This is a genomic window from Sinomicrobium pectinilyticum, assembly GCF_003725735.1.
In the GTDB taxonomy this organism is placed as follows: Bacteria; Bacteroidota; Bacteroidia; order Flavobacteriales; family Flavobacteriaceae; genus Sinomicrobium; species Sinomicrobium pectinilyticum.
Genome location: NZ_RJTM01000166.1, coordinates 1 through 24,104, shown reverse-complemented (window position 1 = coordinate 24,104; position 24,104 = coordinate 1). Strand labels below are relative to the sequence as shown.

Below are 24,104 nucleotides of genomic sequence, written 5' to 3'. Positions count from 1 at the left end.
CACCATGATCCAGAAAGAAGTTTTGCAAAATCAATCCCACAAGAGATTTAATATATTAACCGGGGAATGGATACTGGTCTCTCCCCACCGGACCAAACGCCCCTGGCAGGGACAACAGGAAAAACAACCGGGAGCAGACAGGCCTTCATATGACGAAAGTTGCTATCTGTGCCCCGGGAACACAAGGGCAAGCGGTGATGTAAACCCGGAATACACGGACACCTATGCTTTCACCAACGATTTTGCCGCCCTGCAGAAGGAATCCGACCCCTTTGTTATAAACGACGGCTTACTCCGGGCGGAGAGTGAACAGGGTACGTGCAGGGTTATCTGTTTTTCTCCTGATCACTCCAAGAGCCTCGCCGATATGGAAACCGGCGACATTGTAAAGGTAGTTACCCTCTGGCAGGAAGAATACAGGCATCTCGGCCAGCAGAAAGATATCCGTTATGTACAAATATTTGAAAACAAAGGTGCTGTTATGGGATGCAGCAATCCGCATCCGCACGGACAGATCTGGGCTCAGAGCTCCATTCCGAATGAAGTGATCAAAAAAGACAGGAGCCAGAAGGAATATTATCAACGTAATCAGAAGAGCCTGCTCTCAGATTATATAATACAGGAAATAAGCAATAAAGAACGACTGGTTTACGAAAACGAACATTTTGTTATACTTATTCCTTTCTGGGCGGTATGGCCTTTTGAAACAATGATCCTGCCCAAAAAACATCAATCTCATATCGGGCGGCTGTCCGGATCGGAAAAAACCGCTTATGCGGATGCCATTCGTTTTATAACGGCTACTTACGACAAGCTTTTTGATTGCTCCTTTCCGTATTCCGCCGGTATACACCAGGCACCCACGGACGGAAAAGACTATGACCACTGGCATTGGCACATGAGTTTTTACCCGCCGTTGCTCCGGTCGGCGACCGTAAAGAAATTTATGGTAGGTTATGAGATGTTTGCCATGCCGCAACGGGATATTACTGCGGAAAGTGCAGCGCAACGGTTACGCGAACTAGCCTAACCAGTCTTTAAAATCTTTTACCCGTTCCCGGCTTACTATGATCTCCTGCCCGTTATACCGGTGCAGTTTCACTTTGAGCCGGGCGTTGGTATATGCTATAATGTCCCGGATAGCGGATACATTGATATAAAACTTGCGGCTTACCCGGTAAAAGGTATCCGGAGGCAGTTCATTTTCCAGCGAATCCAGCGTAGTGTCCAGAAGGTAATCCCTTCCTTCGGAAGTATATATATAAGTTCCCTTATTTTCACTGTAAATACATTCTATCTCCTCTACCGGGACCATTTTCAGGCGCTGGCCGACTTTCACCGTAAAACGTTTTTTGTACTGGCGGTCCAGTGGGTTTACGAGCATTTTCCGCACTTCTTCGAAATCCAGCTGTATACGGCCTGCCGGAATACGGTCGCGGTATTTTTTCATTGCCTCTTCCAGCTCCTCATCGTCAATAGGCTTTAAGAGGTAGTCTATGCTGTTCAGTTTAAATGCCCTGAGGGCATATTCATCGTAAGCGGTCGTAAAGATCACTGCACTTTTTACCTCTACGGCTTCGAAGATCTCAAAAGACAGGCCATCCGACAATTGTATATCGAGGAAGATAAGGTCGGGATGCTCGTTCCTTTCAAACCACTCTATGGCTTCCTCCACAGAATGCAGCATATGGTCCACCTGAATCCCGAGTTTTTCCACCATACGCTGTAATCGTCTCGCCGCAGGTTTTTCGTCTTCTATGATAATAACTTTCATCTTATGAATTATGATATTTGCGTACCCCTTATTCCCAGCGTTGTCTCTGTTCCTCTTTTTCCATATAACGCCGTATTTGCCTTCTTTCCCATTCCTTGCTCAGAAAGAGATTGGGAATGAATACGGACATGCCGTGCACAACTACTCCTATGCCCCAGAAAATTGCCGTGGAAAAGGTACCGAAAGTCCAGAACTCTCCTCCGCCTTTGTATGCTTCCACACCTATAAACCCGATAATAATCAGGTTTATAACCGAATACCAAAGCAAATGCCGGTAAAATCCTTTTTCCCTGTCCAGCCTTTTCCTTGCGCGAAGATATTTCTCTTCTTTTGTATAGATCTTCATCGTTAATTTCTTTTTAGAATTACATTATGAAAGCTATTCCCACCTGGTGTTTTCTTCTTCCTCCCTCATATATTGCCGTATCTTTCTTTCCTCCCACTGTGCGCCGAAGAAACCATTGACCAGGAACACGCTGGCAGCGTGAAAGGCCAGCCCCACTCCCCAGCCAACAGCCGGAAAAAAGAACCATTTGACTTTCCAGAATGTCCAGTAATTAATCAAAATCAGGATCAGGTTTATCACTACGTAACAAAATAAATGTCTGTAAAATTCCTTTTCCTTATCCAGTCTTCTCTTGGCACGAAGGTACCTCTCATCTTTTGTCGTATTCATATCCATCATTGGTTTCTTTAAAAGTATTGAACAAACTCACTTACTGCCACCGGGTACTTTTTTCTTCTTCCCGCATATATTCCCGTATCTTTCTTTCCTCCCATTGCCTGCCAAAGAAACCCCGGTCGAGGAATACCCTGGCCGCGTGAAAGGTAAGACCAATCCCCCAGCCAAAAGTCGGAAACCAGAACCACTGAAAGTTCCATGACGTCCTGTAATTAATAAAGATCAGGAAAGGGATAACAATGCAGTAAGACATTAAATTCCAGTAAAATTCCTTAAGTTCTTCCACCCGTCTCTTGGCAGCCAGGTATTTTCCGTCGGTTTCTTCGCTTTCTGTTTGTATCATTTCCACTTGTTTGGTTAACATTGGTATTTTCACTTCAAAGGAAGTTGCGCTCTCGTATACTTCCACTTTCCTTTCGGTAAGCAGTTTATAGCGCTGGTTTATATTCGCCAGGCCCACACCACTGCCTTTTTTTATGACCTGTTTGGGTTGGATGTTATTGCGTACAACAAGGTTTCTGCCTTCTTCACAGATCTTTATGTGCAAAGGGTGCTTTGCCGTCACCGTATTGTGCTTTACGGCATTTTCCAGTAACAACTGCAGGGACAAAGGCACTACTTTTGCTTCCGGGTTAGTCGCTTTCTCCGGCATTTCAAATTCTATGCTGTCTTCAAAGCGCATCTTTAAAAGGCTCACATAAATCCGCGCAAATTGTAACTCCTCATCCACGGATACCAGCTCCTTGTTTTTCTGCTCCAGGACATAGCGGTATATCTTGGACAGGGAAGTCGTAAATTTCTGGGCGGATTCCGGCTTTTCGTCAATAAGACTGGTTAGTACATTGAGGCTATTGAACAAAAAATGCGGATCGAGCTGATTTTTGAGTGCGTCGAACTGTGCGGATGCCGTACCTGCAATGATCTTTTGTTCCTTTACCCGTTTTTCCTGGGAGGCCCTGTAAAAAAAGAAAGCATGGAAAAACAGCGATATGAGCAGGGTAATGATCATCACGCCAAAATAAAATCCTCCGTTCTCTGACATCCAAAAGGCCTTGAGGGACAATCCGTCCAGATAAACCCGGTGAAAAATCCGGAGCACAAAAATACAGGGAAGAGTTATCAGGACTGTTGCGAGTATTCCCGTAACCAGGTTGTACCTTTTCTGTTTTCTTTTATAAATATTACTGATATATTTTACGATATAGGCATTGGCAAAGGTCAGCGGTACCCCATACAACGCATAATAGCCGTACGACAACAGGATATCACTGTTAAAGGCCGTGGAAAACCCGGACAGAAACCTGTAGGTCTGATCCAGCAGAAAAAGGACGGCGCTTATCACTGCCCCTATAATTATCAATCGAAGATATTCTTTCATGAATCCGTTTTTCTCATTAATTCTGCATTCCTTTGCGGGGGAACGGGAAATCACAACGCCCCGCAACCGGTATTCCCAGATTGTTAAAGTTACAATTTTCCCTGGCATGTCCATTTACACACCAGCAAATTTCCACTTTGCATCTGTCTTCCGGAAAACCAACTGTCCGAATTGTAAAAATTACCGGATGAACTGTCTTTTATATGACCGGAAGGGATAATCCGGAAGGCACCAGACTGTATATCCTTTCCGCCTGTATAATAAGCTATATGTGATATCTCCTCCATACAGGTTACACGGAATACCTTTACGTAAGCTACATGAAACATCTTCATATAGGTATATGAAATCAAACCACAGGGCGGGTGAAGGTCCTTCACCCGCCCTGTGGTTTATCATCAGCCGGTAGCACCGCCCGCATACAAGGTCCGGATATAAAAATATCCCGTTTCCTGCAATAAAACACGGGAAACGGGATATCGGGGGAAAAGTATGTTATTCTTTAATAAAACGCCGGGTAACCTTTTTCGTATCCGAAAGTAACCGGATGAGATAGATGCCGGGCCTTAGCCTGTCCGTAGATACGGCATTTTCCCTGAGCACCCCTTTATCCACCTGTCTCCCCGAAAGATCTATAATAGTATAGTTCACCATGTCCCCGGGATTTTCAATGTACAGAAGGCTTTCCCGTACCGGGTTAGGATATAGTTTTATTCCGGCAACATCCCCTGCTTCTCCTCTTCCCATCCCGGAGAAAGCAAGTAAAGGCCTTTGAGCGGCCCCGGCACCTCCTATGCAGAAAGCAGTTGATTCCGAGGCATTAAAGTCTCCACCGGAAGCCAGCACCTCCCCTGTTTCTGTATTGGTGAGGGTATACGAACCATTGCCGTAGGAACAACAAATACCATCGCCGTAACTATCTCGTATGACGAAGGTATAGCAATCATCTGTCAGAGTTTCGTTCAGCAACAGCACAGATCCCCCGGTTTCCCCGTTGTAAGGGCCTCCCCGGGCCACTATGCCGTTACTGTTATCCAGTATTTCCCAACTGGTCTCGCCGGGGTAATTGTCAAACGTCAGGGCCAGCTCCACATCGGCCGAACCGGTAGGAGGTGTGGTAGTACCCATACAAAAATCCGTAGACTCTTCACCGGTGAAAGTCCCGCCGGAAGCAAGGGTATCGCCGGTAGTTATATCGGTGAGCACATAAGAACCGTTGCCATAGGAACAGCAAATACCATCTCCGTAAACATCTTTAATGACAAAGGCATAACATCCCTCCGGCAGGAATTCTTCAATCACCAGTGTAGAACCATCCGGCTGGCTGCCATATGTGCCCCCGGAGAGCACGACCTGCCCTGCCCCGTCCAACACTTCCCAGCTGGTCTCTTCGGGATAATTGTCAAAAGTAATACTAAGACGGATATTCTTATCGTCTCCGCCGCCGGGCTCATCTGAAATAGTGAAATTCGTATTGGATATATCATAGAAAATATTACCGGCAGCTTCCACTTTTATCCGGTTCTGATTGCCGGGGTTATCCGGCACCGTAATATCCGCCGAACCGGTATTGGGAACACCGGAAGCGAGAACGGTAAACGTATTCCCCCCATCGGCAGATAGCAGTATGTTCACATTCTGGCAATTTACCGGTGCATTATTACTCCCTGCAACATCCCATGTCACGGTTTGTGTGGTCCCCATTTCCCAGTTTACATTACTGTTGGGGGATGTAACGGCAAACGGGCCTGAATTACCATCCACGGCCACCGACATATCATCACTGTTATTTGCAGCTCCCCCGGCACGGTTGTCCCTGACAGTCAGTCTGAAATTCATTGTTCTGCCCACACCGGGAACCACTTCCCACTGCGAAGCAGTATTCCCGGTCAGGACCGTGTTCAGGGCGGGGAAATACCGTTCTTCCGAAGTGGAGGGCATTACGGAGCGGAAAGCTACCCCTGAAGTCGCTGTAGCTGTCGGGAAAGTATGAGCAGCGTTATTCTCATCCATTTGTTCCCAGCAATAGGTAAGTATATCTCCTGCGTCGGCATCTGTTCCTGTCCCGCTAAGCACAAAGGGAGTCCCTTTGGGTATGGTATAATCTGCCCCGGCATCTGCCGTGGGAACATTGTTGCCTGTAGCGGTTTCGGCCTGACAGCTGGTAGATTTCACATAATTGGTAATCTGTTCTATAGTAAATGCATGAAAATAGGGATCGCTGTGCGGCTGTACATCCGTACTGCCCGTAATTCCGGCATATCCCATGATCGTAGATCCGCTTCCCGGTTCGAAATGCGCGTCCGCTCCTTCATTACGTATGGTAAATGTATGATTCCCGCCGAACTGGTGCCCTATTTCATGAGCAACATAATCCACATCGAAATTATCTCCCTCCGGGGTAGAATGCGAACTGAAGCCGCTCCCCTTCCGGTTATCCACACAAACACAACCTATACATCCTGCATTACCGTTATTTCCTCCCCGCTGTAACAGGTGCCCTACATCGTAATTAGCTTCACCTATAACACTGCTGAGGGTAGATTGCAGCTGACTGTTATAGCTTCCCGTATACGGATCGGAAGAAGCGTTGGTATAGATAACATCGTCCGTATTGGCTATGAGTTGCATGGTAACACCAAAATCATTCTCAAAAAGGGCATTAACCCTGGTCATCGTTGCATTGATAGCCGCCAGGGCATCGGCTTTGGTTCCTCCGAAATACTGCGTGTACTCCCCCGGAACAGAAACTGCGAGCCTGAAGGTACGCAATATACCATCGTCCGCATTGGGCCGGGCCTGAACGAGAGCAGCTTTCTTTACCACCTGGTCTTTCACCATACACTCGAAAGGTTCCCGGGCAGTGTCCCTGTCCTTCCTGTCATATACCGTATAGTACGTACGATCCGAGGTATACGGTTCTATAAATACGGTCCCTTCTCCCGAAGAAAGCCGCATACTCTGCAAACCGAGATGAGATATGCTGAAACGGATCACCATAGACGGGTCGTCCACACCTTGTCCGGCATAAGACTGTATCCCGGGATACCTTACGGCGAGGTCCGGGTGCATTACCGAAGCCTCCGTTACCCGGAAAGTTTCCAGTTCACCTTCCGCATTGGGAAAGCGGACCATAATTCCGGAAGACGCGATGCGTCCCCTTTGCGGGGCCGCCCGCAGGGCCTGTTGCAGTCCCTTTACATCGAGTTTGTAAATTTTCCCGTAGGAGAGCGGTTCTTTGGCAGGCATTACCCGCGATTTTCCTGTTCCTCCTGTCAATGACCAGAAAGAATCCTGTCCGTAGCCGTACCACAGGCTACACAGAAACACCATACATAGTAGTTTTTTTCTCATAATAAGTTAAGTTTAAGATTATAGGCAATACGTTAAAATTAACAATTTTAAAGAAAAAACATGCGAATTATAACATATAAAATTTCATAACCTTAGACAAATCCTCATACCTGTCCGAAATATAGAGACTACCGTATACTTTATCCGGGTACCAAAAAACCGAAAAAGAATCGCCGGACATCCATTCCGGATGAAATGGTATGCGTGATCCTTTTTCGGTTTAAAAAGGAAAAATTCCGGGAGAAGATTATTCCCGGAAGGTTGTTTTTATTGTTCGCATATTCGCGGTAAACAGGTACCCGGTCCGCTATGAAGAACCTACGGGCTCTGTCATTTACAGCAGGTTTGTCTATTTAAAAACAACTTCTTTGTCCGAACGCGGCAGTTCTGCAAAGATGAACGGATTGGTGATGGCCATGCTCGTCATATCGCCCTCTCCGGGCTGTACTTTCCGGACATATACCTGTATGGCATCTGTGGTTTCTTCTATTTTTTCTATTTCTACCCGGTTTCCGCCGGACGACCGTTGTCCCATAAACACGGCAACGACCATATTTTCGGCAAAATCCACTTGGGGCACTTCTATTCCGGGCCTCCTTGTACGGTTGATGATCCCGTATACTTTTTCCAGTTCTTCCTGGTTGGTTATCACTCTGTTTTCCGCCGTATCCGTCCCCCCGTAACTATCTTCAAGGAGCACTTTATAATCCAGCGATTTTTTTCCGGCATCACTGCTCTGCGCCTTACCGTCCTGTTTTGCCCCTACACAGGCACAGAACGATAGAATTACACCGATAAGTAATAAAGATTTTTTCATGTTCCTCAGGGCTTAATATATTAATCAGTTCAGATCAAATCAGATCAAACGAAAAAACAGCAGGGTATTTTTATTCCTGTTTTTCATGATCCGTTTCTTCTTCTTTACCTGTGTGTTTTTCTTTTTTTCTATCGTAATAATTATCGCGAAAACTCTTCCCTTTACGATTCTTCCACTTTCGCACATTCCTTCGGTTGTTCCACATGACCAAAAGGAACAGCAAGACAACTATTATTACCCAGCCGATACTTTTCATAAAATAATCAGACAAATTATGATATACAATATATTAATAATCTTTTTTAGAACGTGATAAAATTTAATTTCCGTCGATAACTCCCCGGATTTGTCACCTCTGCCCTAAAGGAGGCAAATCGAAAAAATCAGACCTTCCCTGGTACCTGGGCAAACCGAGTTTCCGCGAAACCCGCTTCGAATAATTTTGTCATGAACTAAATAATCTTTCCTGTATGGCCTCGGATTGTTTTTCAGGCCTGCCCGTTATTTCTTATAAAGTTACGATTTTAAGGACGGATTATGAAATTTTCCCTGGCCTGTCCTTTCCTGAAGAACACTACGCCTACGTAAAAAAGATCTACCGTGACGGTCACCTGCCTGCACTTCTTTATTTCCTCCCAGGTGCTTTCGGATAGGGCACTGCTGTGGATATCCTTGATGATCAGTATATCATTAATCCCGAAATTTCCTTCTTTCCGGAAATACTTTATAGCATCCGGCCGAAGTTCTTTGTTGTAATAGGTGATCTTTCCCCGGGTATCGTTTACGGATGTGCCCGGGAAATATTTCCGTAGCTTCTCAACCAAATATTCATCCGGCTGCAGAACACGGACACTTTCCGTATTAAAATACGCCATGGTACGAAACAACAACTGTTCTGCCCTGGTGCCCCGGAAAGGTTGTTTACCGTAAAGTCCCCGGGTGACATAGGCATATACAAAAGGCGAGTGCACCCCGTGCTGATTGGTGGATTTTAGCAGAAATTTAAGGTACCTCAGCATAAGCCTTTTTTAGTCTTTATAGGAGAGCTCCAGCCACCGGTCGGTCTTTTCCTCTATTGCTGATAAGATCTCTTTAAGCCTTACGGAAAGCTCGTCAATACGTCCCCCGTCCATACTCTCATCGGAGAACATGGCCTCTATTTCTTTCTTTTCTTCTTCCAGTTTACGTATATCCTTCTCCAGCCGGTTATACTCCTTCTGTTCGTTATAGGAAAGTCCTTTATTAACATCTTTCCGCCAGGTATTCTTCTCTTTTCCGGAAGTGCTATCCGTATCTGTAGCCCTGCCCTCCTTTTCTGCCGGGGGCGCACTGTCTTCATAGGTTCTGTAATCGGTATAATTACCGGGAAAATCTTCTATTTCCGCATCACCTTTGAATACCAGCAGGTGATCTGTTATTTTATCCATAAAATACCTGTCGTGTGACACTACGACAAGACAACCGGGGAAATCGAGTAAAAATTCTTCCAGAACGTTGAGGGTAATTATATCCAGGTCATTGGTCGGCTCATCGAGAATAAGGAAGTTGGGATTCCGGATAAGTACTGTACAGAGATAAAGACGCTTTAATTCGCCCCCGCTCAGTTTCTCTACAAAATCGTATTGCTTTTTCCGGTCGAACAGAAATCGCTCCAGAAGCTGGGCGGCGGAGATCTGTTTGCCCTTCATTAAAGGGATATAATCTCCGAAGGCACGGATAACGTCTATAACCTTCTGTCCCGGTTTTACCTCTATGCCGGATTGGGTGTAATACCCGAACTTTACGGTCTCACCGATTACGACCTTACCGCTATCGGGCGCTATAGCCCCGGTAAGCAGGTTCAGAAATGTAGATTTTCCGGTACCGTTTTTACCGATAATCCCCACGCGCTCCCCTCTCCGGAATACGTACTGGAACTTCCTGAGTATTTTTTTCTCTCCATAGGCTTTGGAGACATTGTGCAGCTCCACGATCTTGCTCCCCAGGCGTTCCATATTGATTTCCAGTTGCACCTGGTGGTCCTTGCGACGCTGATGTGCTTTTTCCTTGATGACATGAAAATCATCTATCCTCGATTTGGATTTGGAGGTCCTGGCTTTCGGTTGCCGGCGCATCCAGTCCAGCTCCTTCACATAAAGGTTTTTCGCCTTTTCTACGGAAGCCTTCTCCGCTTCTATCCTGGCTTCTTTTTTTTCGAGGTAGTAGGAATAGTTGCCCTTGTACGTATAGAGCTTACCATCTTCCAGCTCCACGATCTCGTTACATACCCTTTCCAGGAAATACCTGTCATGGGTTACCATAAACAAGGTCATGTTTTCCCGTGCAAAATAGGATTCAAGCCATTCTATCATTTCAAGGTCCAGGTGGTTGGTAGGCTCATCCAGTATTAACAGATCCGGAGTATTAAGTAATACCGTAGCGAGGGCCAGCCTCTTTTTTTGTCCGCCCGAAAGTGAAGAAACCTTCTGGGAAAGGTCATCGAGTTTCAGTTTGGAAAGTATCTGCTTGTACCTCGTCTCGAAATCCCAGGCCTGGTGTAGTTCCATTTGCTCAAAAGCACGTTGGTATACCTCCGCTTCCCCGGGGTTTTGTAAAGCCTCTTCATAAGCCCGGATGATCTTCAATATCTTATTTTCGGAAACAAAGATCGTTTCTTCCACGGTAAGCCCCGGTTTCAGATCCGGTTCCTGTGGCAGAAATCCGATGTATATGCCGTTCCTGGAAACTACCTGCCCGGTATCCGGTATGTCCCTGCCTGTTATGATGTTCAACAGGGAAGTCTTCCCTGTGCCGTTCCTGGCTATGAACGCAATTTTCTGGTCCTTGTTTATCCCGAAAGATATATCGGTAAACAGCACGCGTTCCCCGAAAGATTTGGATATATTTTCTACTGACAGATAATTCATGATATTTCTTTGGTCTGGTTCAGATATCGGATCAGAGATATCGGATCCCCGATGTATGTCTCCATGCCCGATAATTCCTTAACTCCGGGATCTCCGGTCCCTAAAGGCCTTCAGCCAGTATCTGGGCAGCGTGGTCTTTGGTCTTTACCTTATCAATGACCCGCTCTACTGTTCCTTTTTCATCAATAATAAAAGTCATACGGTGTATCCCGTCATAGGTCCTGCCCATAAATTTCTTTGGTCCCCAGACGCCGAAAGCTTCGATCACTTTCTTGTCCACATCGGCAAGTAAAGGGAAAGGGAATTCATATTTTTCCTTAAAGTTCAACTGTCTCTTCTCCGAATCCGCACTCACACCGAGCAGTTCATATCCTTTCTTTTTCAGTTCCCGGTAATTATCCCGAAGGTTACATGCTTCGGCAGTACATCCCGGGGTATTTGCTTTCGGATAAAAGAAAACAATCCATTTTTTCCCCAGGTAATCCGAAGGGGAAACAGGATTACCATCCTGGTCGGTAACTGTAAATTCCGGTACTTTATCTCCTGGTTTCAGTGTTTTCATTTTATATAGATTTTAGATTTGAGATATTAGATTATAACTCCGGACTTCCAACTTCGGACTTCGGACTTTTTTACATATTTTAGTCGGCCAAAAGTAATGTAAAAATGACCAAAACCCAAAAAGTGGCGTTTGTTATGGAAACGCTGGAAAAGATATACCCGGAAATCCCGATACCCCTTGACCATAAAGATCCCTATACCCTTCTTATTGCCGTATTGCTGTCGGCACAGAGTACGGATGTACGGGTCAATCAGATCACACCTTTACTATTTGAAAAGGCCGATAACCCTTATGCCATGATAAGGCTTACCCGTGAAGAAATCCAGGATATTATCCGCCCTGTAGGACTTTCTCCCATGAAATCCAAGGGAATTTACGAACTGTCGCATATCCTCATCGACAAATACAACGGTGAAGTCCCTTCGGATATCAAAGCGCTGGAAGCTCTTCCGGCAGTTGGTCATAAAACCGCCAGTGTCGTGGTTTCTCAGGCTTTCGGTATTCCCGCTTTTCCGGTAGATACCCATATTCACCGGCTCATGTACCGCTGGGGGCTGAGTAACGGAAAAAACGTAGTTCAAACGGAAAAGGATGCGAAACGGTTGTTTCCTGAAGATAAATGGAACAAACTGCACCTTCAGATCATCTGGTACGGCAGGGAATATTCCCCGGCCCGGGGGTGGGACCTGGAAAAAGACATTATTACCAGGACTGTGGGAAGAAAATCGGTAATAGACGAATACTATAAAAAAAAGAAACCGTCTTCCAAACTTTAACTCAACCGGAAAACATCACCTATGGGGGTAAAGGGCAGACCTCCGGAAAAGAATTTCTTTAAAAAACGGTTTCTCTGATTACTTACGTGTTCAGTTCAGCAGGGTTTCGAACTGTATTTCCTCATAATCCACTACGCGAAGCGCTTTGGAATAATTGAGCAGGAAATTAATAGTTTCCCGCTTGGGTCCGATTTTCTTATAATCTGCTGATTTCTTAGTGTAAAGATTTGCCATGCTGTTTATAAAATTTTTCAGGGTTGTTTTTTAAAAACGTGGCAAAACCTTTAATATTGCATTACTGATTTGTTAAAACTATGTTATTTTTTTCCACAATTTTCCGGAGGTTAATAATGGCATAGCGCATTCTTCCCAAAGCAGTGTTTATACTTACCCCCGTGATCTCCGAGATCTCTTTGAAGCTCATGTCCTTGTACATACGCATGATCAACACTTCCTGCTGGTCCTGGGGAAGTTCTTTGATAAGTTTCCGTACATCGTCTTCCACCTGGTCTTTGATGATCTGCCTTTCCACATTAAGCGCATTATCACTTATCACCGAAAAGATATTAAAATCATCATTCCCTTCGAATTTGGGCATACGCATGCTCTTCCTGAAATGGTCTATGATCAGGTTATGCGCTATACGCATTACCCATGGCAGAAATTTTCCTTCTTCATTGTACGCTCCTCTTTTCAGGGTCCGTATCACTTTTATGAAAGTATCCTGGAAAATATCTTCCGCTATATCCTTATCGAATACTTTTGAAAAAATAAAACTGTAAACTCTTTGGGAATGACGGTTAATGAGCGTTTCCAACGCATTTTCATCACCGCTTAAATATTGTTCTACCAAAGCAGAATCCTGAAGAAGTTGCTCCATAATTTATTACTTTTTAATCGAAAGTGATGCACTTCCCGCCAGGGAAAATGCCATATCCTATTTTTCTGTTCTCAAAAAGTAATTTTATGGTCTATGCGATGTTTTTTTTAACGTTAAACTGGCCAAATATAATAACATTCCTTAAATAAATGCAAATATTAAATCGAATTTTCCATAAAAACCCAAAGCAAAACAACGTCCTAAAACATCTGAGATACCATAAAACCGGTCATTCACCGCTATTTAACCCAAAAAGTAAAACATGTTTTTCAGTTGCCTTATTATCCTTTATCTTTGTATTTTTCCTTTTTTGGCTATGACGGATATATCGCTATTAAACCCGAAACAGAATATAATCATAAAAGGGGCACGACTCCACAACCTGAAAAACCTGGATGCCGCTATTCCCCGGAATAAGCTGGTTGTCCTCACCGGACTTTCCGGCTCCGGCAAGTCCAGCCTCGCTTTTGACACCCTTTATGCAGAGGGGCAGCGAAGGTATGTGGAAAGCCTTTCTTCCTATGCCCGGCAGTTTCTCGGCAGACTGGATAAACCCAAAGTAGATTATATTCGCGGAATAGCCCCGGCCATTGCCATCGAACAAAAGGTCAACTCCACCAATCCGCGTTCTACCGTGGGAACTACTACGGAAATATATGACTACCTGAAACTTCTTTACGCGCGTATAGGCAGGACATTCTCCCCCGTTTCCGGCGAAGAGGTAAAAAAGAACACGGTGACCGATGTGGTCGATTTTGTAAACAGTTATGAACCCGGCACCCGGCTGTTGCTCTTGTCTCCGGTACATATACCGGACCATCGCAGTGCATTGGAGAACATTAAAATACTGGCACAACAGGGATATGCACGTATAAAATACCGGGGCGAGATCGTCCGTATAGACGAAATCGAAGAAGAAATAGAACCGGACTTTTACCTGGTGGTAGACAGGATCATTACCAGGCCGGACGATGAAGATTTTACAAACCGCCTCTCCGATGCGGTGGAAACCTCCTTTTTCGAAGGAAAGGGCGAATGTATCATTGAAGAAATGGCCACCGGAGAGCAGACGAATTTCAGTAATAAATTCGAAAGGGACGGCATACAGTTTCTCGAGCCTAACATACACCTTTTCAGTTTTAACAATCCTTTCGGGGCCTGCCCGAAATGTGAGGGGTACGGAGATATAATAGGTATAGACGAAGACCTGGTAATCCCCAATTCGGGCTTATCCGTATACGAGAACGCCATCTTCCCCTGGAGAGGCGAAAGCATGGGCTGGTACAGGGATCAACTGGTCAACAATGCCTATAAGTTCGGTTTCCCCATCCACAAACCGTGGTTTGAGCTCACCGAAGAGCAGAAACAGCTGGTCTGGGACGGAAATTCCTATTTTACCGGGCTTAATGATTTTTTTGCGGAACTGGAGGAAAAGAATTATAAAATACAAAACCGGGTGATGCTTTCCAGGTATCGCGGCAAGACAAAATGTCCGGTATGTAAAGGAAGAAGGCTGCGAAAAGAGGCCGATTATGTAAAAGTAGACGGCAAGACCATATCCGAACTGGTAGAAATGCCATTACATCGCCTTGCGGATTTCTTCAAAAACGTAACGCTTTCGGAATACGAACACAAAGTAGCCGGAAGGTTACTTAAAGAAATAAACAACCGTTTGCTGTTTCTTTCGAACGTGGGACTGGAATACCTTACCCTCAACCGTAAGTCCAATTCACTTTCCGGAGGGGAATCGCAACGTATCAACCTGGCCACTTCCCTCGGAAGCAGCCTGGTGGGATCCATGTACATCCTGGATGAGCCCAGTATAGGGCTGCACCCGAAAGACACCGAAAAGCTCATATCCGTACTGCAATCGCTTCGCGACCTGGGGAACACGGTTATTGTAGTGGAACATGACGAGGACATTATGAAAGCGGCCGACACCATTATAGATATAGGTCCCGAGGCCGGTACGCTCGGAGGGGAAGTGGTGGCCACGGGAACATATGATGAAATACTCAAAGCCGATACGCTTACAGGAGATTACCTGAGCGAAAGAAAACGGATAGAAGTCCCCCGAAAAAGACGCACCTCCAAAAACTACGTCCATATAAAAGGGGCCAGGGAGAACAATCTTAAAAATATAGACGTTACTTTTCCGCTGAACATGCTCACTGTAGTTACCGGCGTATCCGGAAGCGGGAAAAGTTCACTGGTAAAGAAGATCCTTTATCCTGTCATTCTCAAAGAAACGGGCGGATACGGGGAAAAAGCAGGGAAATATACTGCTGTCGAGGGAAATTACAGTTCCCTGAGATCCGTAGAGTTTGTCAATCAGAACCCCATAGGGAGGTCTTCCAGGTCCAACCCGGTTACCTATATCAAGGCATATGACGACATCCGGGCGTTATTCACTTCACAGAAACTGGCTAAAATAAGGGGCTATCAGCCAAAACACTTTTCCTTTAATGTGGATGGCGGCCGTTGCGAAACCTGTAAAGGAGAAGGCGAAGTCACCATAGAAATGCAGTTTATGGCCGATGTGGTATTACCCTGTGAAACCTGCAAAGGGAAACGCTTTAAAAAAGAAATACTCGAGGTAACCTTCGAAGGAAAGAATATAAACGATGTGCTCAACCTCACCATAGATGATGCCATAAGTTTCTTCGGGGAACACCAACAGAAAAAAATTATCAATAAACTACAGCCCTTGCAGGATGTGGGACTGGGGTATGTAACCCTGGGACAGTCCTCTTCCACACTTTCCGGGGGAGAGGCGCAAAGGATAAAACTGGCTTCGTTCCTCTCCAAAGGCAACACCGATGAAAAAGCCCTGTTTATATTTGACGAGCCCACAACAGGATTGCATTTTCACGATATCAAGAAACTACTGGCTTCTTTTAATGCGCTTATAGAAAAAGGACACTCCGTAGTTGTGGTAGAACACAACCTGGAACTGATCAAGTGTGCGGACTATATTATCGATCTCGGTCCGGGGGGCGGAGAAAAAGGGGGCACTGTCATTGCCGAAGGAATACCGGAAGAGATCGCCAAAAACAAAGCATCATTTACAGCACAATACCTGAAGGAAAAACTGTTCGGGGTTGACAGCCTGTCCTGACACCATAAAAACCCATATTTCCGGACATATCTGCGCGGAGATGTACAGTTGTGCATCTCCGTTAACGAATATCATTAACAGGAATTTAACCCTTTCGACATCCCGTTTTACAAGATTTGGCACACTATTTGAAATTAACTGGGTACCTTAAACGGTTAGTTAGTTTTTTTCATATTTTGGTTGGTTAGTTGTAAAGCCCTGTATCAAATGGTACAGGGTTTTATTTTTAACTCCTGCACGCAGATAAACCGGAAATTACTTCTATAACCGGGGAATATCGCTGTCTGATCCGGCATCAATAACCACTAATCTACAGCATTCGAAATTTTTATCTCCTTGTTATTCATATGCCTTTTTACGGAACCGGAGGGCCTTTCGCGGGCTTTTCCCGGTGGCCAGCAACAACATGAAGGAAATAAAAGACATCAAGAATATCAACAGGACCATGGGGAAGTTGGTACCATCATGCATTATACCCATCAATGCGGAAATAGCTGCTCCCGCTCCCATTTTAAAGCTGCCGTTCATCGCCGATGCCGATCCGATATTATTAGAAAATGGCCTGAGGGACAAAGCTGTGGAATTGGGATTTATAAACCCCAGGAGGAATAATATACAGAACAAAAGTCCCGCAAACACCGGTAACGGAAGCTCAAACCTCCACACCCCTATGAGAAAAATAACTGTAAGGACAAGCTGTATGAGAGAAGTCTTCCGGGTCAGTTCCACCACGTCAAAACGGTTCAGAAGGTACCTGTTGAGCTGGCTTCCCGCAATAAAACCGAAAGCATTCATCCCGAACATCCATCCGAAGGTAGATTCGGAAACGCCGTAGAGTTTCATCAGTACAAACGGTATGCCTGAAACATAGGCAAACATAATAGCCATGGCAATACTACCGGAAAGTCCGTATAACAAAAAATCCTTATTGCTCAATACGGAAATATAATTACCTGTTATCTTTTCAGGTCTTAACGATACTTCCCTGTCCTGCCCTTTACTTTCTTCCAGGAAGAAACGGATGACTACCATGAGTATGAGAGCAATAACAAAGAGGAAAACAAAAATGGAACGCCATCCGAAGGCACTCGTAAAAATACCTCCCAAAGTCGGCGCCAGTACGGGTGCCACTCCCATGACCAGCAATATGGAAGAAAAAGCCCGGGCTACTTCGTCCACCGGAAAACGGTCGCGGATAATGGCACTGTAAGCCACCATACCGGCACATCCCCCAAGTGCAAGAATAAGCCGCATTCCTATAAGCCACCAGATATTCGGGGACAATGCGCATCCTATAGCCGCAAGCGCATAGATGGCAAGTCCGGTCAGCAGAGGTTTCTTACGCCCGAAGCGGTCCAGCAAAGGCCCGTAAACAAGCTGTCCTACAGATATACCTATAAAATAAGTAGTCAGCGTCAGGGATACATGCGCATCATCGGTCTTCAGGTCCTCCGCAATAGCCGGGAAACCGGGAAGGTACATGTCTATCGAAAAAGGTCCTAGAGCGGCAATAAAGCCCAATATAACAATCAGAACCTGCTGTTGTTTCTTTGTCATTTCAGAAATAAAATATGGATGAGCCGGAATTTTGTAACGGGAATGTGCAAAAATATGCATAATAAGTGCTCCCGTTCCCATTACATAGTGCTTTAACATCATATTTACATTTCCATGAAAAAGAGACGATCTATTATGACAAAAAAATAAAAACCGACAGACGGACAGTCCTTATCTGACAAATCAGATTTCCTCCGTGAAAAATATAAAAGAAGTATTTTTCATACGGATTTCTGCCTAATCCGTAAAAAGATACTTTTTTGCATGCAATACCGAGAAATTTGCTGAAAAAAAACTATTTTCGTTCGGATACATGCCACTTTGGGGCAAGAAAATAACAATCAGACAAACATGAATACTCACCAGCTTTTCTCCCGCTTTACACCTATCTGCCTTTTTGTCCTTTTTTCAGCCCTCGGTATTGCACAGGAACTGAAATCCCCCGCGGAATTCCTGGGTTACGAACCCGGCACCCGCTTTACCCGTCACTATCGCGTCGTGGAATATTACAGGCACCTGGCGAAAGCCGCGCCTGACATGATAAAGCTACAGACCTATGGCGAAACCAACGAACGCCGCGAACTTATACTTTGCTTTATTTCCTCTTCTGCCAATATAAATAACCTGGAATCCATCCGCACCGGACACCTTAAATCACTCGAAGGGAAAACGGACAACGATACAGCCATCGTATGGCTCAGTTACAACGTGCACGGCAACGAAAGCGTAAGTACCGAGGCCTCCATGCAGACCGCTTACGACCTGATTACCAAAAAACGGGAATTACTGGACAACACCGTAGTTATCCTGGACCCTTGTGTAAACCCGGACGGAAGAGACCGTTATGTGAACTGGTATTATCAGAATGTAAATTATCCCCACAATGTAAACCCGGACAGCAGGGAACACCACGAGCCCTGGCTCAACGGGCGTCCCAACCATTATATGTTCGACCTCAACAGGGACTGGGCATGGCTTACTCAGAAAGAGAGTAGGCAACGCGTAGCCGTCTTCAACCAATGGCTGCCGCATGTACATGCCGATTTTCATGAACAGGGCGTAGATGCCCCCTATTATTTTGCCCCCGGTGCAGAGCCCCTCCACGAGGTTATTACGGACTGGCAAAAGGACTTCCAGGTAATGATCGGGAAAAACCACGCTACGTATTTTGATACCGAAGGATGGCTCTATTTCACCAAGGAGGTGTTCGACCTGCTCTATCCCAGTTACGGGGATACCTATCCCATGTATAACGGCAGCATAGGCATGACTTATGAACAGGGAGGCAGTGGCAGGGCCGGTCTGGGTATCATTACTTCCAACAAAGATACCCTTACCCTCAGGGACCGCTTGGCGCATCATTACACTACCGGAATATCTACGGTAGAAATATCTTCCGAAAACGCCGGAAAGCTCAATGAGGAATTCGAAAAATTCTATGCCCGACGCAATTACAAATACCGCAATTATGTCCTTAACGGCAACCGCGACCATATACATAGCCTTACCCGTTTGCTGGACCGGCATAACATCTGGTATCACTATACGGCACAGACCACGGTAAAAGGTTTTGATTATGCTACCGGAAAGCAGGGAAGCCTGAAAACCAAAGAGGGCGACCTTGTTGTTCCCTCCGACCAGCCCAAGAGTACCCTGGTAAAAGTTTTGTTCGAGCCGAGAACCAAACTGAACGATTCCCTCACCTATGACATTACCGCCTGGGCCCTTCCTTATGCCTATGGACTTGATGCCATCGCTACCGAAAGCAGCACGGTTTCTCATGGTAATAAAACTGCCGGAACAGAAACTCCTTCCTTTTCTCCCGATCCGGTGGCATATGCGTATGTCAGTAACTGGAATAGTATGGAAGATGCCCGGTTTCTCACGGCACTGCTCAAAACAGGCATCCGGATAAGGTATAGCGAAGAGCCTTTTACGGTTGCCGGAAAAGATTTTAAAAGAGGAAGCTTGATTATCGCCAGGACTGACAATGCCAGGGACAAGGACTTCTTCCGGAAACTAACCTCCGTGGCCAACAAATACGACCGGGAACTCACCGCTACGTCTACCGGTTTCGTAACCAAAGGAAAAGATTTCGGTTCGTCCCATGTACGCCCTGTTCCCGAAGTAAAGGCCGCACTTTTGTCAGGACCGCCCGCTTCCACCCTGAATGTCGGCGAAATATGGCATTTCTTCGAACAACAACTGGGCTATCCCTTAACCTTAGTGGACACGGATTATTTTGACCGGACAAACCTTTCAACCTATAATGTTCTGATACTACCCGAAGGGAATTATGCGGAGTATATAGACGAAGCTAAAATAAAACGCTTGAAAGAATGGGTGAAAAACGGCGGAAAACTGATAGCCATAGGACACGCACTTCATGCTATCAAGGAAGAAAAAGATTTCGGGCTTAAGGAAAAAGAAGCGAAAGAGGACGATTCGGTTTTTATACCCGTCCCCTACCATTCCTGGGAAAGAAACCATGTGAAAAACAACATCACCGGGGCCATTTATAAAGTAAAGACAGACCCCACCCACCCGCTGGCATTCGGCTATCCCGATACCTATTTTTCCCTGAAACAAAACAGCAGTGCATTTGATCTGCTCGAAAGCGGAAACGCATTTTATCTTAAAGAAAACGGAGCCCCGTTATCGGGCTTTGCCGGTAGTGAAGCACAGAAAAACATTGCGAATACCCTTGTATTCGGTGTGCATCCTTACGGGAAGGGAAATATGATATACCTGGTCGATAACCCCCTGTTCCGGGGATTCTGGGAAAATGGCAAGCTCTTGTTCGTCAATGCTCTCTTTATGGTACAATAGAAAGATTACAGGTTGATCAGGTATGCAGTTGTAACCGGGAGTAACAACCTATCAACTCCAGCACCGACACCTACCCGATAAAAAGAACCCGGCCCGGGAAATAAAAAAAGGGCCCCGATACCGAAACCCTTTTTATGCGTTTTTACGCCTGCATCTTCTTAGCTTTTTTAGCCTCGCGTTTTTCTTTGATCATCTCCATGATCGCTCCGCTTATCCAGTAAGGAATTGCAAAAGCGGTAAGGAAGATCATCAACCAGAAGCCCAACAGGGCTATACCTGCGAATGCCAAAAAGCCTAAATACTGGTCAAATTCAAACATAATTTCCGGAAATTTTCGAATTCAGTACAAAAGTACCGTTTTTAATCGAAAACCGGAAACCTTTTCGGGATTAAATCAAAGACTTCCTGTATAAAAAGCCAAAAATCACAGGGGTATTACAGGGCAAAATAGTAATTTTGTGTTTAGTGTAAAATCTTAATATACATCATGGAATACAGAATAGAAAAAGATACGATGGGAGAGGTTAATGTTCCTGCAGATAAACTGTGGGGCGCCCAGACCGAACGTTCTAGAAACAATTTTAAAATAGGGCCTTCCGCTTCTATGCCGCTGGAGATCATCTACGGATTTGCCTATCTGAAAAAAGCTGCGGCATATACCAATTGTGAATTAGGCGTACTCCCGGAGGAAAAAAGAGACCTTATCGCCCGGGTATGTAATGAAATACTGGAAGGAAAACACGACGACCAGTTTCCCCTGGTTATCTGGCAAACGGGCTCCGGGACCCAGAGCAATATGAATGTCAACGAAGTAGTTGCCAATCGTGCTCACCAGCTTGCCGGAAAAACCATAGGCGAAGGCGAAAAAACCCTTCAACCCAATGACGATGTAAACAAATCACAGTCTTCCAACGACACCTTCCCTACGGGAATGCACATTGCCATTTATAAAAAGATCATCGAAGTTACCATTCCCGGCGTGACCAGGCTGCGGGATACGCTGAAGAAAAAATCGGAAGAATTCCGGGATGTGGTAAAAATAGGGCGTACACACCTTATGGACGCCACTCCCCTGACCCTAGGACAGGAATTCTCCGGATACGTATCCCAGCTCGACCATGGCCTGAAAGCCCTGAACAATACACTCGATCACCTTTCCGAACTGGCACTCGGGGGAACTGCAGTAGGAACAGGGATCAACACTCCCGACGGATATGCGGAAAAGGTAGCGGAATACATTGCCAAATTTACCGAACTGCCCTTTAAATCCGCTAAAAACAAGTTCGAGGCGCTGGCCTCACATGACGCCCTAGTGGAAACACACGGCGCACTGAAACAACTGGCTGTTTCCCTCAATAAAATTGCAAACGATATACGCTTGATGGCTTCCGGACCGCGCTCCGGTATCGGGGAGATCTTCATACCCGCCAACGAACCGGGAAGTTCCATTATGCCGGGAAAAGTAAACCCTACGCAATGCGAAGCCCTGACCATGGTTTGTGCCCAGGTTATCGGCAACGATGTTGCCGTGTCCGTCGGTGGTACCCAGGGGCACTACGAACTCAATGTGTTCAAACCGGTGATGGCGGCAAACCTCCTGCAATCCGCGCAACTCATAGGTGATGCCTGTGTAAGTTTCGAAGAACACTGCGCCTCCGGGATAGAGCCGAACCACAACAGGATCAAGGAGCTGGTAAATAATTCCCTGATGCTGGTTACTGCCCTCAACACCAAAATAGGGTACTATAAGGCTGCGGAAATTGCCAATACAGCACATAAAAACGGGACTACCCTCAAGGAAGAAGCCGTTAACCTCGGATACCTTACTCCTTCGGAATTTGACGAGTGGGTTAAACCGGAAGATATGGTCGGCTCACTAAAGTAATAAATCTCTCTTTGCAGAGACGCATGGCCGTGCGTCTCTGCATTCATAAAAAACAGAAGGTTATTTGAAAGTATTAATCACAAACATCAGACAACTCCTCCAGGTAAGGGACAATCCCGTAGAAAAGGTATCGGGTTCCGATATGAAATCCCTTCCCGTCCTGGAGAACGCTTTTCTCCTGATCGAGGGAGACCGTATTGCGGACTACGGAAAAATGGAAGACCTCCCGGACATGGAAACGGACAAGGTCATCGACGCTACGGGCAAGGTCGTTCTGCCTGCCTGGTGCGACAGTCACACCCATATTGTATATGCAGGGAACCGCGAACAGGAGTTCGTTGACCGGATAAACGGGCTCACCTACGAAGAAATTGCCAATCGTGGCGGAGGTATTCTCAACTCGGCAAAAAAACTGCAGGACACCCCGGAGGAAGACCTGTACGAACAATCGGCAAAGCGTCTGGAAGAAGTGATCGCCTTGGGCACAGGAGCGGTAGAGATCAAAAGCGGGTACGGGCTTACGCCGGATGCCGAACTCAAAATGCTTCGCGTAGTCAAAAAACTGAAGGAAAATTATGGTATCCCCGTCAAAGCCACTTTCCTGGGAGCCCATGCCATTCCGGAAGCATACAAGTCTGACCGGAAAGGATACACAGACCTTATTATCAACACCATGATTCCCGCTGTGGCACAGGAAGGCCTGGCAGAATATGTGGATGTTTTTTGCGAAAAGGGATATTTCACCACTGAAGAGACCGAAAACATCCTCGAAGCAGGAAAGGCCTTCGGGTTAATTCCAAAAATACATGTCAACCAGTTTCACGCTATCGGTGGCGTACAGACAGGAGTTAAATATAACGCCCTGTCTGTAGACCATCTGGAAGTCATGCGGGACGAAGATATAGAGGCCTTGAAAGGATCAGACACCATGCCGGTGGCATTACCTTCCTGCTCTTACTTCCTGAGTATCCCGTATACTCCCGCGCGTCAAATGATAGATGCAGGTCTTCCCCTGGCCCTGGCCACTGATTACAACCCGGGCTCGACACCAAGCGGCAATATGAATTTTGTCGTGGCCACAGCCTGCATAAAGATGAAAATGACCCCGGAAGAAGCGATTAATGCCGCTACGATCAACGGGGCTTATGCCATGGGATTGGCCGCTACGCACGGGAGCATTTCCAAAGACAAAAAAGCAAATCTTATCATCACAAAAAAAGTTCCCGGGTATGCTTATCTGCCCTATGCTTTTGGCAGCAATCACATAGAACATGTGATGATCAACGGAAAGGTCTGCCATACAAATTAACCAGAAAACAGGGTTCCTGCTTCCGGAGCCCTGTTTTTGTTTATCCTGTCCTCAAACATGTTCTTCACTATACGGACAATATTCTCTCTCGGAAGAAAGCGGAAAGCATTGGACTGAATATAATTTCCGAGCCCCCCGGTTACCTTGTAGTTCTTATCCTTCAGAAATGCATTTATCCCTTCTTTCCAGTTGGAAATTTTTTCTTAGAGATACATTATGAACTCGTTTAAACTTTCCTTAATTGGCTGCAAAATGCCCTTTTTGCCCCACAGATTGT

The 24,104-nt window shown here is 45.8% G+C and carries 20 protein-coding genes; 6 read left to right on the top strand and 14 right to left on the bottom strand.

Going from position 1 to position 24,104, the window contains the following annotated elements; genetic code table 11:
* Positions 1-4 precede the first annotated feature (4 nt).
* Complete coding sequence (locus ED312_RS21280) at positions 5-1,030, top strand: UDP-glucose--hexose-1-phosphate uridylyltransferase (protein ID WP_123218037.1); 1,026 nt, start codon at positions 5-7, stop codon at positions 1,028-1,030.
* Here the strand turns inward: ED312_RS21280 and ED312_RS21275 are convergent.
* From ED312_RS21275 to bcp, 10 genes are all read right to left on the bottom strand, one after another.
* The gene (locus tag ED312_RS21275; protein WP_123218036.1) at positions 1,022-1,774 is read right to left on the bottom strand and encodes a LytR/AlgR family response regulator transcription factor; all 753 of its coding nucleotides are present in this window, start codon (positions 1,772-1,774) and stop codon (positions 1,022-1,024) included. The two genes, ED312_RS21280 and ED312_RS21275, sit on opposite strands and share 9 nt — an antisense overlap.
* A gap of 28 nt (positions 1,775-1,802) precedes the next feature.
* Positions 1,803-2,120, bottom strand: coding sequence for a 2TM domain-containing protein (locus ED312_RS21270; protein ID WP_123218035.1), 318 nt, complete (start codon positions 2,118-2,120; stop codon positions 1,803-1,805).
* Between the two features lie 33 nt (positions 2,121-2,153).
* A complete protein-coding gene (locus ED312_RS21265) occupies positions 2,154-2,450 on the bottom strand; it encodes a 2TM domain-containing protein (RefSeq protein WP_170164589.1) in 297 nt (98 codons plus the stop codon).
* A gap of 40 nt (positions 2,451-2,490) precedes the next feature.
* The gene (locus tag ED312_RS21260; RefSeq protein ID WP_123218052.1) at positions 2,491-3,834 is read right to left on the bottom strand and encodes a 2TM domain-containing protein; all 1,344 of its coding nucleotides are present in this window, start codon (positions 3,832-3,834) and stop codon (positions 2,491-2,493) included.
* A 495-nt stretch (positions 3,835-4,329) separates the two neighbouring features.
* The gene (locus ED312_RS21250; RefSeq protein ID WP_123218032.1) at positions 4,330-7,188 is read right to left on the bottom strand and encodes a zinc-dependent metalloprotease; all 2,859 of its coding nucleotides are present in this window, start codon (positions 7,186-7,188) and stop codon (positions 4,330-4,332) included.
* A 349-nt stretch (positions 7,189-7,537) separates the two neighbouring features.
* Positions 7,538-8,005: a protease complex subunit PrcB family protein gene (locus tag ED312_RS21245; RefSeq protein ID WP_123218030.1), complete on the bottom strand. Its 468-nt coding sequence runs from the start codon at positions 8,003-8,005 to the stop codon at positions 7,538-7,540.
* 70 nt (positions 8,006-8,075) lie between these two features.
* A complete protein-coding gene (locus tag ED312_RS21240) occupies positions 8,076-8,261 on the bottom strand; it encodes a hypothetical protein (RefSeq protein WP_123218029.1) in 186 nt (61 codons plus the stop codon).
* 268 nt (positions 8,262-8,529) lie between these two features.
* A complete protein-coding gene (locus ED312_RS21235; RefSeq protein WP_123218028.1) occupies positions 8,530-9,024 on the bottom strand; it encodes a hypothetical protein in 495 nt (164 codons plus the stop codon).
* A 9-nt stretch (positions 9,025-9,033) separates the two neighbouring features.
* On the bottom strand, positions 9,034-10,911 hold the full coding sequence (locus ED312_RS21230; RefSeq protein ID WP_123218027.1) for an ABC-F family ATP-binding cassette domain-containing protein: 1,878 nt from the start codon (positions 10,909-10,911) through the stop codon (positions 9,034-9,036).
* Between the two features lie 100 nt (positions 10,912-11,011).
* Positions 11,012-11,473, bottom strand: coding sequence for a thioredoxin-dependent thiol peroxidase (gene bcp, locus ED312_RS21225; protein WP_123218026.1), 462 nt, complete (start codon positions 11,471-11,473; stop codon positions 11,012-11,014).
* 104 nt (positions 11,474-11,577) lie between these two features.
* Here bcp and ED312_RS21220 point away from each other — a divergent pair, with 104 nt between their 5' ends.
* Entirely contained in the window at positions 11,578-12,249 is a 672-nt protein-coding gene (locus ED312_RS21220; protein WP_123218025.1) for an endonuclease III domain-containing protein, read from the top strand.
* Positions 12,250-12,339: 90 nt separating this feature from the next.
* Here ED312_RS21220 and ED312_RS23955 read toward each other — a convergent pair whose 3' ends face one another.
* Together ED312_RS23955 and ED312_RS21215 are read right to left on the bottom strand one after the other, a co-directional pair.
* Positions 12,340-12,483 (bottom strand): hypothetical protein, encoded by a 144-nt coding sequence (locus ED312_RS23955; RefSeq protein WP_170164588.1) that lies wholly within the window; start codon positions 12,481-12,483, stop codon positions 12,340-12,342.
* Positions 12,484-12,544: 61 nt separating this feature from the next.
* A complete protein-coding gene (locus ED312_RS21215) occupies positions 12,545-13,129 on the bottom strand; it encodes an RNA polymerase sigma factor (RefSeq protein ID WP_123218024.1) in 585 nt (194 codons plus the stop codon).
* 316 nt (positions 13,130-13,445) lie between these two features.
* Here ED312_RS21215 and uvrA point away from each other — a divergent pair, with 316 nt between their 5' ends.
* Positions 13,446-16,247: an excinuclease ABC subunit UvrA gene (gene uvrA / locus ED312_RS21210; protein ID WP_123218051.1), complete on the top strand. Its 2,802-nt coding sequence runs from the start codon at positions 13,446-13,448 to the stop codon at positions 16,245-16,247.
* Between the two features lie 339 nt (positions 16,248-16,586).
* Here uvrA and ED312_RS21205 read toward each other — a convergent pair whose 3' ends face one another.
* Positions 16,587-17,804, bottom strand: coding sequence for a multidrug effflux MFS transporter (locus ED312_RS21205; RefSeq protein WP_123218050.1), 1,218 nt, complete (start codon positions 17,802-17,804; stop codon positions 16,587-16,589).
* Positions 17,805-18,155: 351 nt separating this feature from the next.
* Between ED312_RS21205 and ED312_RS21200 the strand changes: the two genes are divergently transcribed.
* Positions 18,156-20,633: a M14 family metallopeptidase gene (locus ED312_RS21200; protein ID WP_123218049.1), complete on the top strand. Its 2,478-nt coding sequence runs from the start codon at positions 18,156-18,158 to the stop codon at positions 20,631-20,633.
* Positions 20,634-20,775: 142 nt separating this feature from the next.
* Here the strand turns inward: ED312_RS21200 and ED312_RS23950 are convergent, their stop codons facing one another.
* Positions 20,776-20,952, bottom strand: coding sequence for a hypothetical protein (locus ED312_RS23950; RefSeq protein ID WP_170164587.1), 177 nt, complete (start codon positions 20,950-20,952; stop codon positions 20,776-20,778).
* 168 nt (positions 20,953-21,120) lie between these two features.
* Between ED312_RS23950 and fumC the strand changes: the two genes are divergently transcribed.
* Together fumC and hutI are read left to right on the top strand one after the other, a co-directional pair.
* Entirely contained in the window at positions 21,121-22,518 is a 1,398-nt protein-coding gene (gene fumC, locus ED312_RS21195) for a class II fumarate hydratase (RefSeq protein ID WP_123218023.1), read from the top strand.
* A gap of 64 nt (positions 22,519-22,582) precedes the next feature.
* Positions 22,583-23,827, top strand: a complete 1,245-nt coding sequence (gene hutI / locus ED312_RS21190; RefSeq protein WP_123218022.1) for an imidazolonepropionase — start codon at positions 22,583-22,585, stop codon at positions 23,825-23,827.
* Positions 23,828-24,104: the final 277 nt, after the last annotated feature.